Source organism: Nonomuraea sp. SBT364 (genome assembly GCF_001083785.1).
In the GTDB taxonomy this organism is placed as follows: Bacteria; Actinomycetota; Actinomycetes; order Streptosporangiales; family Streptosporangiaceae; genus Nonomuraea.
Genome location: NZ_LAVL01000085.1, coordinates 24050 through 35326, shown reverse-complemented (window position 1 = coordinate 35326; position 11277 = coordinate 24050). Strand labels below are relative to the sequence as shown.

The window sequence follows — 11277 nt, the reverse complement described above, 5'->3', positions numbered from 1 at the left end:
CAGCCCACCCGGTCCGGAGCCCTCCGCCGGTGAGCGCTCCGGTCCCGGCGACCGGGCGGCTGCCGGGAGGCACCGTGTCCTGCCCGGCGCCGCAGGCGGGCCCGGAAGCGGTACCGTGAGCGGCCCCGGAAGCGTCCGTACGCCCGGCGTCGTCGGCCCCGGAGGCCGCGGGTAAGCGGTAGCCGAGCGCCGCCCCGGTCTCCTCCGGCTCCGCGACGGGGGTGCGGGGCGCCCCGCCGTCCGCTCCCCCGCCCGAGACGTCCGCCCGGGGGGCCGGAACCGCGCCGCCCGCAGCGGGGCCGGGCCCGCGGAGGATGTGCGGCGGCGGCGAGCTGAGGACGTCGGCGGGCAGCCCGCCGGAGTGCCCCAGCAGCGCGAGCAGGAGGTCCCTGCTGGTGGGCCGGTTACGCGCGTCCTTGTCGAGACAGGCCACCACGAGGTCACGGAGCTGCCCGTCGAGCAGCCCGAGCGCGGGCGGGGCGGTGAGGATGCGATGCAGCACCGGCGCCACGGAGTCCTGCCCGAAGGGCGCGGCGCCGTTGGCGGCGAAGCACATCGTCGCCCCCCACGAGAACACGTCCGCCGCCCCCGTGACCGCCAACGCGGTGATCTGCTCGGGCGCCATGTACGCGGGCGTGCCGACACCCCGCCCGCTCACGGTGGCGGCCGCGTCGAGCGCCCTGGCCAGACCGAAGTCGATGACGCGGGGACCGTCGGAGCCCAGGAGCACGTTCTGCGGCTTGAAGTCGCGGTGCACGATGCCCGCCCGGTGGATGGCGGCGATCGCCGTGGCGGTGCCGACCGCGAGCCGTTCCAGCGCCCCGCCGCGCCGCGGACCGGTGAGCATGACCTCGCGGGCCAGCGACGGCCCGTCGACGTACTCGCTGACGATGTACGCCCTGCCCTCGTCGAACCCGGCCTCGACCACCTGGGCCGTACAGAACCTGGCCACGTGCTTGGCCAGCTCCACCTCCCGCAGGAACGCCGCCCGCTCGTCCCCCACGGGACCGTGCAGCAGCTTGACCGCGTAGGTGTCGTCGTCCCTCGTCCCGAGGTACACCACACCCTGGCCGCCCTCGCCCAGCCTCCCGGCCAGCTGGTAGGAGCCGAGTGTGCGCGGGTCCCCCGTTCGGAGGGGCTGCGCCGTCGGCACGGGTAGCCTCCCCTCGCCGCCACCCCTGTCTCCCTTCCACTGAAGGCAACCGGTGGCGGGGAGTCAACGGTGACCGCGCCATCGCCACCCGACCGTGACACTCCAGGTCAGGAGCTGCGCGAGACCCTGCCCGAATAGGTCACATCATGCTGTCCCTGACGGATGACGGAGATGCCCATCTGGTTGGCATCGGCGGTGGGCAGCAGGTGGAGGGTACCGGGATGGCACTCCTTACCGGCGACGTCGCCCAGCGTGAAGACCAGGCCGCGCGCCGTCGGGCTGAGGTCGCCCGAGCAGTGCAGGTCCGCACCCCAGCGCATGCGTGACTCGCCGTCCAGCCGGATCTCCACCGGGAACACCCGGTCGGCCGCCGGGTGGCGCGCCGACCCGGTCCAGACCCCCTCCACGGCGGTCCCGCCGCTCAACCCCATCCAGTACGTCACCCCCGCGGCGGCCGAGACCAGCAGGGCGCCCAAGCCGATCACCCACCGCAGCCGGCGCCGCCCCGGCGCCCGGTCCCCTTCGCGGGGAACGGTCACCGGGACCTCGCCCGACACCCGGGACCGGACGCCGGAGCCGCCGGTCCCCACGGCCGGGAAGCCCCCGGCGGAGGCGGCGCCCCCGGACACGGCGACCCGCTCCCCCACGGCCTTTCCGGAACCCGAGACCTCGGCCCCCACCAGCGGCGCCGTCGGATCCACCAGCGCCGCCAGCGCGCTCCGCCCGCGGATCGGTCGTTTGCGGGCCCGTCGCCGGGTCTGCCGCCGGGTCTGTCGCCGGGTCTGTCGTCGGGCCCGTCGTGTCGGGCATGCGCCATGCGAGGGTCTTGACGGCGGGTTCCGCGGCCGCGCCCGTGTCGCCGGTGGTGTCGACGGCGGCCATCGCCCCCGAGGTGAGGACGTCGCCCGCCATGTCCTGGCCGAGCAACAGCCGCAGCACCTCCTCGGCGTCGGGCCGGTCGGCGGGGTCGGGCGCCAGGCAGGCGTCGACGATCCCGCGCAGCCGCCCGGACAACGATCCCAGGTCGGGCCGCCCGTACAGAATCCTGGCCAGCACCTCCTGGTGCGTCCCGCCGGCGAAGGCGTGGCGGCCGGTCGCGGTGTAGGCGACGGTCAGCCCCCACGCGTACAGGTCGGCGGCGGGCCCGGCGGGCAGGCCCTCGATGCGCTCGGGCGACAGGTACGCGGGCGTGCCCATGGGGATGATGCCCGTGGTGGCCGTGCCGTCCGCCAGCCGCGAGACGCCGAAGTCGATCACCCTCGGTCCGTCGAGGCTGAGCAGCACGTTGCCGGGCTTGAAGTCGCGGTGCACGACTCCCGCGCGGTGGATGGCCCCCAGGGCGGTGGCGGTACCGATGGCCAGGCGGTGCAGGGAGCCGCCGGCGCGCGGCCCGGCGGCGAGGACGTGCTCGCCCAGGGAGACGCCGTCGACGTACTCGCTGACGAGGTAGGGCCGGTCGCCTTCGAGGTCGGCGTCGAGGAGCTGCGCGGTGCAGAACGGCGCGACCCGCCGCAGGGCCTCGACCTCCGCCAGGAACCGGCGGCGCACCACCGGGTCGGCCGACAGGCTGGCGTGCAGCAGCTTGACCGCCACCTTGGCGCCGTCATCGGCGTGGCCGAGGTAGACGACGCCCTGGCCGCCCTGGCCGAGCCGCCCGGACAGCCGGTACGCGCCCAGCTGGCGCGGATCATCGGCACGGAGCTCGGACATAGCCCGCCATTATGACAGGGACCATATAAGGCAGGCGTACTCCCCTCACTCTCCCCGAACGCCGCCCAAGCCGCCCGGCGCCGGCGATGGCGATGGCGGTGGTGGCGGCGGTGGCGGTGGCGACCGTTCGGGCCGTCCGGGCGACCCGGGCCGGCGCGATAGCCTCGGGGGCGTGCTGGAAGAGATCGCGGCGACGCGTTACGTGACGCCGCTGCGCGAGGGCGGCTCGCTGCCCGGGGTGGTGGAGGCCGACGACCTCGGCACCTATGTCGTGAAATTTCGTGAAGCAGGGCAGGGCCGGCGGGTGCTCGTCGCCGAGATCATCGCCGGTGAGCTGGCCCGCCGGCTGGGCTTCCGCACCCCCGAGCTGAAGATCATCGACCTCGACCCGCAGCTCGGCGTCCGCGAGCCGGACGAGGAGGTGCAGGATCTGCTCCAGGCCAGCACCGGCCGCAACCTGGCGGTCGACTTCCTGCCGGGCGCGCTCGGCTACGAGCCGCTCGCCTGGCAGCCCGATCCGGCCTTCGCGGCCGACCTGATCTGGTTCGACGGCCTGATCCACAACATCGACCGGAGCTGGCGCAACCCCAACCTGCTGCTCTGGCACCGCGACATCTGGCTCATCGACCACGGCGCGGCGCTCTGGTTCCACCACAACTGGAAGACCGCCGACCCGCAACGCCCGTTCGACGCGGGTGACCACGTGCTGGCGCCGTTCGCGGGCGACCTCGGCCGGGTCGCCCTGGCCGAGCGCGTCACCCGCAACCTGCTCGAAGCGGTGACCGCCCTGGTGCCCGCCGAGTGGCTCGACGACGAGCCCGGGTTCACGTCCGCGCAGGCCGTCCGCGACGCCTACGTCGAGCACCTGCTGCGGCGCGCACACGGCCCGCGCGCCTGGCTGGTGCGCGGCGAGCCCGCCCAGGCCCGCCCGGGCCCCGGGTCGGTCGGCGAGTTCTGGCGGGGAGGCCGCGCGTGACCAGGGATGTCTACGAGTACGCGATCATCCGGGTGATCCCGAGGGTGGAGCGCGGCGAGCAGATCAACGCCGGCGTGCTCCTCTACTGCCAGCCGCGCGCCTACCTGTGCGCCCGCGTCGAGCTCGACGCGGCCCGCCTGCGCGCGCTCGACCCGGACGCCGACGTGGGCTGCGTCGAGCAGGCGCTGGGCGCGTACGAGCGGGCCTGCGGCGAGGAGCCGGGCCCGCTGGCGCGCGAGCCGCTGGGCGGCCGGTTCCGCTGGCTGACCGCGCCGCGCAGCACGATCGTCCAGACCGGCCCGGTCCACGCCGGGCTCACCGGCGATCCCGAGGCCGAGCTCGACCGCCTGTTCGGCAAGCTGGTCCGCCTCTGACCGTCAGTCCGCGGGCCGTCGCACCACGAACGTGCCGCGCCCCCTGACGGTCTCGACCAGCCCCGCCTCCTCCAGCTTGCGGATCGCGCCCCGCACGACGCTCCGGCTGACCCCGAACGCCTCCCGCAGGCTGTCGCGCGACGGCAGCCGCGTCTCGCCGCCCTCCAGGACCCGCTCGCGCAGCCGCTCCAGCACGTACTGCTCGGCGAGCCCGCCCTGGCCGCCGTCCGGGTGACGCCACGACGACCACGGGACCGGGCAGGGCGCGGAGTGCTCCGGTTCGGGGCAGAGCAGCAGCTCGATCCGCTTCTGGAGATCCCTGGCCTGCTCCTCGGTGGCGTAGACGTCCACGCCCACCTTCCACACCGCTCTCGGCTCCGGCACGACCTTCCCTTCCCTCGGCAGAAGAACATTCTCGTATCCTGAGACGAGGCGTAGCATCCCCTTTATGGCGGTCCTGCATCCCCGGCGGGTGGCCTGGGAGGGCGCGCGCGTCTTCGTCGCCGCGGCCGGCACGGAAACCTACTGGTGGCTCAGCGAGGCGATCGGCCACTATCTCGGCGTGATGTACGAGCTCCAGCTGGCCGAGACACGGCTGCGGCTGCACGCCGACGGGCGGAAGGCGACGCCGCTGCTCGAATCGGGCGCCTGGCGGGCACGGCTGGACGAACTGCTCGACGAGCACCCCGGCTACGCCTCGATCCTCACCCAGCTCGTCGAGGAGACGGCCGCCCGGCTCAGAACAGCACGGACATGAACGTGTCGACCTCGCGGAACCCGACCTTGCGGTAGACGGCCCGCGCCGCGTGGTTGAAGTCGTTGACGTACAGCGAGACGACGGGCGCGAAGCAGGCGAGCGAGGCCTCGACGACGGCCGCCATGCCCGACACCGCGTAGCCGCGCCCGCGCAGCTCGGGGTGCACCCACACGCCCTGGATCTGGCACGCCTGCGGGGTGACCGCGCCGATCTCGGCCTTGAAGGCCACCCGCCCGTTCTCGATGCGGGCGTACGAGCGGCCGATGCGGATCAGCTCGGCCACCCGGGTGCGGTAGAGGGCACCGCCGTCGCCCAGGTTGGGCGAGATGCCCACCTCTTCGGTGAACATCGCCACGCACGCCGGCAGCAGCGTGTCGAACTCGTCGGGGCGCACCCGCCGCACCTGCGGGTCGGAGAGCACGGCCGGCCGGCGCGAGGTGGCCATGACGGGCTGGGCCCAGCGGATCGCCCGGGCCGGGCCCCAGTGCGGCTCCAGCCGCTCCCACAGCAGCGACACCGCGTCGACCGGGCCCACGATGGACGAGCAGCGCCGTCCCTGCTTGCGCGCCCGGTCGGCGAACGCGTGCACCGCCTCGGGCCCGGCGCCGACGGGCACCAGGTTGGCGCCCGCGTAGCAGAGCGCGGCGATGGAGCCGCGCGGCCCGTAGCCCCACATCTGCCCGCCCAGCCGTGCCGGGTTCAGCCCGACGCTGCGCACCCGGGAGGCGACGAAGACGTTCGCGACCGGGTCGGTGTCGAGCAGTGCCAGCACCTCGTCCCGGTCGCTGTCGTCGAGGACACGCGACGCCGATGTACGCAGCATCACATGGTCAGACTACGCGAACACCCCTGGATTAGCTCATCTGGACAGCACCTCGGTGAGCCTTTCGTGACCTGCCGTCCCACCTGACACCATGTGGGCCGCCGGCCGGGGCGCCGGGAGCGCCTCACAGGTGGTCCCGTCGGCCGGGACGGTGCCGTCGGTCAGGTACGCGGCCAGGTGCCGATCGACGCACTGGTTGCCGCCGAGGGCGACCCCGTGGTTGCCGCCGGTGTCGACGACCATGCGGGCGGTCGGGAAGTGCTGCCGCATGGACTGCGCGCCCGCGTACGGCGTGGCCGCGTCGTCACGCGACTGGATCATCAGGATCGGCGGCAGCCGCCAGGAGCCGCGTACCTTGACGGGCGTGCCGCCGGACACCGGCCAGAACTTGCACGGCGCGTTGAACCAGGTGTTCGGCCAGGTCAGGAAGGGCGCCTGGCGGTGCATCCGGGTCATGTCGGTCCGCCACCTGGCCCAGTCCCGCGGCCAGGCGGCGTCGCGGCACTGGACGGCCAGATAGACGGCGTAGCCGTTCTCGTCGGCGGCGTCGTTCTTGCCGTGCTTGCCGTAGACGGCGACCAGCGGCTTGACGTCGCCCTTGCGCACGTAGGCGGACCAGGCGGCGGCGAGTTCGGGCCACACGCGGTCGCTGTAGCCGCCCACGGTGAAGGTGTCGTCGAGCTCGCTGGCGCCCACCATGCCGCCGGCCGGCTGGTCGCGCAGCCGCGCCCGCATCGCGTTCCAGGCGAACCCGGTCTGCCGGGCGGTGCGGCCCAGCCGGTAGACGGAGTTGTGCCGGGCCGTCCAGTCGAGGAAGGCGCTGTGCCTGCGCTGGAAGGCGCGGTCCTGCGCCAGGTTGTTGTCGTACCAGACGCCGTCGGGGTCGACCGAGCTGTCCATGACGAGCCGCTTGACCCTGCTGGGGAACAGCGTGGCGTACACGGCCCCGATGTAGGTGCCGTAGGAGTATCCGAGGTAGCTGATCTGCTGCTCGCCGAGGGCGGCGCGGATGGCGTCGAGGTCCCTGGCCACGTTCTCGGTGGTCATGTGCGGCAGCAGCCACGACCAGAAGTTGCCGCACCGGTTGGCGTAGTCGGCCGCCCGGCCGAGCAGCACGTTCTCCTCGGCGGTGCTGCGGGGCACCGCGTCGGGGCGCGGCGCCCGGAAGTAGCTCTCCGGGTCGACGCAGCGCATCGCGGGCCGGCTGGCCCCGACCCCGCGCGGGTCGAACCCGACGACGTCGTAGCGGTCGCGCAGATCCGCCGGCAGCGCCGCCGAGACGTACTGCGCCAGCGTCCGCCCGGACGCCCCCGGCCCGCCCGGGTTGACGAGCAGGGTGCCCAGGTGGTTGCCGTCACGCGGCACCTTGGCCTTGATCCGGTTGATCGACAGCCGGATCGCCTGCCCCCACGGCTCCCGGTAGTCGAGCGGCACCCGTACGGTGCCGCACTCCATCGCGGCCGCCGTGACCGTCTTCTTCTCCGCCGCCGGGCATGCCCCCCACTTCACCCTCTCGGCGGCGACCTGCCGAACCTCGGCGGTCACCGCGACCGGCGCCACCCCCACGACCAGCGTCACCGCACCGGCCACCAACGCAACGACCCGCTTCACCCGGTCCCTCCCCACTTCCATAGGCGAAGGGAATGCTCCCGTACGTAGTCGTCCGGTGACGGTCGGTATGGCGAAATGCTTGCCATCCCGTAATCACCCCATGGCCGCGTATGCTGCCCGCCCGGAGGTGTGATCGTTGGAGGAAGGGACTCTCTCGGAGACGCTGCGCGGATCCGTCGGAGCGCTGCTGCGCAGGGTCTACGCCCGTTTCACCGCCGAGGCGCTGCGCGACGGCCCGCCCTCGCGCGACTACGTGCTCCTCGACACGCTCGCCGACCAGGACGCCGGCTCCCAGCACGAGCTGGCCGGACGGCTCGGCATCAACAGGACGATCATGGTCGGCCTGATCGACCGGCTCCAGGAGTCCGGGTACGTGACCCGTACCCGCAGTCCCGCCAACCGGCGCTCGTACGTGCTGTCGATCACCCCGGAGGGGCGGGCGGCCCGTGACGGCATGCGGCAGGCGGTGGCCCGGCGCGACGCGCGGATCACCGCCGCGCTGACCCCGGCCGAGCGGCGGCGGCTCAACGAGCTCCTGAGCCTGCTGCTCCCTGAGCGGGAGCCGTTGCGGACCACCGCCCACCTGGTCGCGCAGGCGCACTATCGGCTGCGGCGCATGGGTGACGCGCTGCTGGCCGGCACGGGCCTGCGCGTCCGGCACTTCGGCTCGCTCGCCATCGTCGGGGAGCTCGGCCCCTGTCCCCAGCAGACGCTCGCGGAGCGTATGCACATGACCGAGCCGACGGCCGCCCAGATCGTCGACGAGCTGGTCCGGCTCGGTCTGGTGGCCCGGGGCCAGGACCCGCACGACCGCCGCCGCTACGCGCTGGAGCTCACCGACCTCGGCCGCGAGCGACTCGTGCTGGTGCGCGAGACGGCGGCGCGGCTGCGCGAGGACATCCGCGCCCTCCTCGGCGCGGACGCGACGGAGGAACTGCGAGCGCTGCTCGGCAAGCTCCTCACCTCATGAGGTGTGCAGCTCCTTGGCGGGCCAGGAGCCGTCGGCGGTGAACTGCGGCCCCCAGTAGTGCGGGTTGACCTCGCGCAGCGCGAGAGCACGCCAGCCGCCGGCCCCGTCGGGCACGCCGACCTCCACCTCGGGCCCCCACAGCGCCAGGCGCTCCTGGCAGATGCCGCAGGGCGGCAGCACGAGCAGGCGGCCGTCCTCCCTGAAGACGCAGACGGAGGCCGTGACCTGCGCGTCGATCGTGTAGGCCTGGCACAGGGCGCCGGTCTCGTGGCACAGGGACACGCCGCCGTTGAGGTTGTCGAGCCCGACGCTGGTGAGGATGCGGCCGTCATCGAGGTAGACGGCGGCGGCCCCGCCCGGCTCGTCGGCCGGCCAGCGCCGTTCGAGCTGCGCGATCGCCGCGTCGACGAGCTTCTGATCGAGCCGCATCAGCTGACGGTCACCTGGACGGCCGAGGTCTCGTCGTCGTCCAGGTCGACCTCGACGCCCATCTCCTCGGCCAGGCGCAGGGCCTCCTCGATCAGGGTCTCGACGATCTGCGACTCCGGCACGGTCTTGATGACCTCGCCCTTGACGAAGATCTGGCCCTTGCCGTTGCCCGAGGCGACGCCCAGGTCGGCCTCACGGGCCTCGCCGGGGCCGTTGACGACGCAGCCCATCACCGCGACCCGCAGCGGCACCTTCAGGCCCTCCAGCCCGGCCTGGACCTGCTCCGCCAGCGTGTAGACGTCGACCTGGGCGCGGCCGCACGACGGGCAGGAGACGATCTCCAGCCCGCGCTCGCGCAGCCCGAGCGACTCCAGGATCTGGTTGCCGACCTTGACCTCCTCCACCGGCGGGGCCGACAGCGAGACGCGGATGGTGTCGCCGATGCCCTCGGCCAGCAGCGCGCCGAACGCCACGGCGGACTTGATCGTGCCCTGGAAGGCCGGACCGGCCTCGGTGACGCCCAGGTGCAGCGGGTAGTCGCACTTGGCCGCGAGCAGCCGGTAGGCGTTGATCATGACGACCGGGTCGTTGTGCTTGACGGAGATCTTGATGTCGCGGAAGCCGTGCTCCTCGAACAGCGAGCACTCCCACAGCGCCGACTCGACCAGCGCCTCGGGCGTGGCCTTGCCGTACTTCTGCAGCAGCCGGGGGTCGAGGGAGCCGGCGTTGACGCCGATGCGGATGGGCACGCCGTGCTCGGCCGCCGCCTTGGCGATCTCGCCGACCTTGTCGTCGAACTTCTTGATGTTGCCCGGGTTGACGCGCACGGCCGCGCAGCCCGCCTCGATGGCGGCGAAGACGTACTTGGGCTGGAAGTGGATGTCGGCGATGACCGGGATCTGCGACTTCCTGGCGATGATCGGCAGCGCGTCGGCGTCGTCCTGGGACGGCACGGCGACCCGGACGATCTGGCAGCCGGAGGCGGTGAGCTCGGCGATCTGCTGCAGGGTCGCGTTGACGTCGGCGGTCACCGTGGTGGTCATCGATTGCACGGAGACGGGCGCGTCGCCGCCGACGGGCACGCTGCCGACCATGATCTGCCGGGAGTGGCGGCGTTCGGCGAGCGGCTTGGGGCGGAGCGTCGGGATGCCGAGTGCTACAGAAGACATTTCAACCCTTGAGTGTCGACGACGTTGTCCAGTTTAGGTAGCTAGCGGGACTGCCCGGCCGTGAGCTCCGCCGCACGGGCCCGCGCCCAGGCGTCGGCCGCGAGCACTTCCTCGACCGAGCCGGCCGGGGTGACCTCGTGCTCCTCGACGACGCGGGCCACGGTGTCGACGATCGCCAGGAACGGCAGCTCGCCCCGGATGAACGCCTCCAGGCACGCCTCGTTGGCCGCGTTGTAGACGGCCGGGGCGGTGCCGCCCTCGGCGCCGACGTGCCTGGCCAGCGCGACGGCGGGGAAGGCGGTGTCGTCGAGCGGCTCGAAGGTCCAGGTGTGCGCCCTGGTCCAGTCGACGGGCACGGCGGCGCCGGTGACGCGGTCGGGATGGCCGAGCGCGAGCGCGATCGGCAGCCGCATGTCGGGCGGGCTGGCCTGGGCGATGGTCGAACCGTCGACGTACTCCACCATGGAGTGGATGATCGACTGCGGGTGGACCACGACCTCGATGCGGTCGAAGCCGATGTCGAACAGCAGGTGGGCCTCGATCACCTCCAGGCCCTTGTTGACCAGGGTCGCCGAGTTGATGGTGATCATCGGGCCCATGGACCAGGTGGGGTGCGCCAGCGCCATCTCGGGCGTGACGCCGGCCAGCTCCTCGCGGGCGCGGCCGCGGAAGGGCCCGCCGCTCGCGGTGACGACCAGTTGCCGGACCGCGTCGGGATCGTAGCCGTGCGGGCCGGAGGCCCACAGGCACTGCTGCAGCGCGGAGTGCTCGGAGTCGACGGGCAGGATCTGGCCCGGCTTGGCCAGCCGCTTGACCAGCGGCCCGCCGATGATCAGCGACTCCTTGTTGGCCAGCGCGAGTGTGCGCCCGGCCTCCAGCGCCACCAGGGTGGAGGTCAGGCCGAGGGCGCCGGTGATGCCGTTGAGCACGGTGTCGCACGGCCGGGCGGCCACCTCCGCGACGCCCTCGGGGCCGGCGAGCACTTCGGGGGTGGCGCCGAGCGCGGCCAGCGCCTCCGTCAGCGCGGGCACGGCAGCGGGGTCGGCCACGGCGACGGCCTCGGCCCCGGTCGCGGCGGCCTGCCGGGCGAGCAGGTCGACCTTGCCTCCTCCCGCCGCGAGCGCGGCCACCCGGAAGCGGCCGGGGCAGGCGGCGATGACGTCGAGGGCCTGCGTGCCGACCGAGCCGGTGGAGCCGAGCACGACGACGGAGCGGAGGGTCTGTTCATGCACGGGTCCATTCTCCCCTCCGCCCGGCGCGCCCGGGCACCGGGAGGGCCAGGTGGGCAACCGCTGTGACTCCAGG

12 protein-coding genes are annotated in these 11277 nt (G+C 73.4%); 4 read left to right on the top strand and 8 right to left on the bottom strand.

Features of this window, described 5'->3' with window-relative positions; genetic code table 11:
* On the bottom strand, positions 1-1153 hold a 1153-nt coding region (locus ADY59_RS29940; protein WP_156325820.1), incomplete at its 3' end, for a serine/threonine-protein kinase.
* 231 nt (positions 1154-1384) lie between these two features.
* Positions 1385-2863 carry a serine/threonine-protein kinase gene (locus ADY59_RS49060; protein WP_082310514.1) on the bottom strand — a complete coding sequence of 493 codons (1479 nt, stop codon included), beginning with the start codon at positions 2861-2863 and terminating at the stop codon, positions 1385-1387.
* Positions 2864-3035: 172 nt separating this feature from the next.
* Here ADY59_RS49060 and ADY59_RS29920 point away from each other — a divergent pair, with 172 nt between their 5' ends.
* Together ADY59_RS29920 and ADY59_RS29915 are read left to right on the top strand one after the other, a co-directional pair.
* Positions 3036-3839, top strand: a complete 804-nt coding sequence (locus ADY59_RS29920) for a HipA family kinase (protein ID WP_049568916.1) — start codon at positions 3036-3038, stop codon at positions 3837-3839.
* A complete protein-coding gene (locus ADY59_RS29915; protein WP_156325819.1) occupies positions 3836-4213 on the top strand; it encodes a DUF3037 domain-containing protein in 378 nt (125 codons plus the stop codon). The genes ADY59_RS29920 and ADY59_RS29915 overlap by 4 nt, the downstream gene beginning before the upstream one ends.
* A gap of 3 nt (positions 4214-4216) precedes the next feature.
* Here ADY59_RS29915 and ADY59_RS29910 read toward each other — a convergent pair whose 3' ends face one another.
* The gene (locus ADY59_RS29910; protein WP_049568913.1) at positions 4217-4597 is read right to left on the bottom strand and encodes a FadR/GntR family transcriptional regulator; all 381 of its coding nucleotides are present in this window, start codon (positions 4595-4597) and stop codon (positions 4217-4219) included.
* Positions 4598-4661: 64 nt separating this feature from the next.
* Here ADY59_RS29910 and ADY59_RS29905 point away from each other — a divergent pair, with 64 nt between their 5' ends.
* Positions 4662-4970 (top strand): hypothetical protein, encoded by a 309-nt coding sequence (locus ADY59_RS29905; RefSeq protein ID WP_049568910.1) that lies wholly within the window; start codon positions 4662-4664, stop codon positions 4968-4970.
* On the opposite strand, the gene ADY59_RS29900 is transcribed toward ADY59_RS29905, so the two are convergent.
* Positions 4951-5793 carry a GNAT family N-acetyltransferase gene (locus ADY59_RS29900; protein WP_049568930.1) on the bottom strand — a complete coding sequence of 281 codons (843 nt, stop codon included), beginning with the start codon at positions 5791-5793 and terminating at the stop codon, positions 4951-4953. The two genes, ADY59_RS29905 and ADY59_RS29900, sit on opposite strands and share 20 nt — an antisense overlap.
* A gap of 36 nt (positions 5794-5829) precedes the next feature.
* The gene (locus ADY59_RS29895; RefSeq protein WP_063780822.1) at positions 5830-7404 is read right to left on the bottom strand and encodes an alpha/beta hydrolase; all 1575 of its coding nucleotides are present in this window, start codon (positions 7402-7404) and stop codon (positions 5830-5832) included.
* Positions 7405-7540: 136 nt separating this feature from the next.
* Here ADY59_RS29895 and ADY59_RS29890 point away from each other — a divergent pair, with 136 nt between their 5' ends.
* Entirely contained in the window at positions 7541-8374 is an 834-nt protein-coding gene (locus ADY59_RS29890; RefSeq protein ID WP_049568905.1) for a MarR family winged helix-turn-helix transcriptional regulator, read from the top strand.
* On the opposite strand, the gene ADY59_RS29885 is transcribed toward ADY59_RS29890, so the two are convergent.
* Genes ADY59_RS29885 through dxr form a run of 3 tightly spaced genes read right to left on the bottom strand, consistent with a single transcriptional unit; the run spans position 8369 to position 11204 of the window.
* Positions 8369-8803: a cytidine deaminase gene (locus ADY59_RS29885; protein ID WP_049568902.1), complete on the bottom strand. Its 435-nt coding sequence runs from the start codon at positions 8801-8803 to the stop codon at positions 8369-8371. The two genes, ADY59_RS29890 and ADY59_RS29885, sit on opposite strands and share 6 nt — an antisense overlap.
* Complete coding sequence (ispG, locus tag ADY59_RS29880) at positions 8803-9972, bottom strand: flavodoxin-dependent (E)-4-hydroxy-3-methylbut-2-enyl-diphosphate synthase (RefSeq protein ID WP_049568899.1); 1170 nt, start codon at positions 9970-9972, stop codon at positions 8803-8805. Before ispG ends, ADY59_RS29885 begins: the two co-directional genes overlap by 1 nt.
* A gap of 41 nt (positions 9973-10013) precedes the next feature.
* The gene (gene dxr / locus ADY59_RS29875) at positions 10014-11204 is read right to left on the bottom strand and encodes a 1-deoxy-D-xylulose-5-phosphate reductoisomerase (protein WP_049568896.1); all 1191 of its coding nucleotides are present in this window, start codon (positions 11202-11204) and stop codon (positions 10014-10016) included.
* Positions 11205-11277: the final 73 nt, after the last annotated feature.

What these genes read in the sequence shown, in the direction of transcription:
- ADY59_RS49060 (WP_082310514.1), bottom strand. Translation starts at nt 2,863, where the DNA reads ATGTCCGAGCTCCGTGCCGATGATCCGCGCCAGCTGGGCGCGTACCGG.
- ispG (WP_049568899.1), bottom strand. Translation starts at nt 9,972, where the DNA reads ATGTCTTCTGTAGCACTCGGCATCCCGACGCTCCGCCCCAAGCCGCTC.
- ADY59_RS29885 (WP_049568902.1), bottom strand. Translation starts at nt 8,803, where the DNA reads ATGCGGCTCGATCAGAAGCTCGTCGACGCGGCGATCGCGCAGCTCGAA.
- ADY59_RS29905 (WP_049568910.1), top strand. Translation starts at nt 4,662, where the DNA reads ATGGCGGTCCTGCATCCCCGGCGGGTGGCCTGGGAGGGCGCGCGCGTC.
- ADY59_RS29900 (WP_049568930.1), bottom strand. Translation starts at nt 5,793, where the DNA reads ATGCTGCGTACATCGGCGTCGCGTGTCCTCGACGACAGCGACCGGGAC.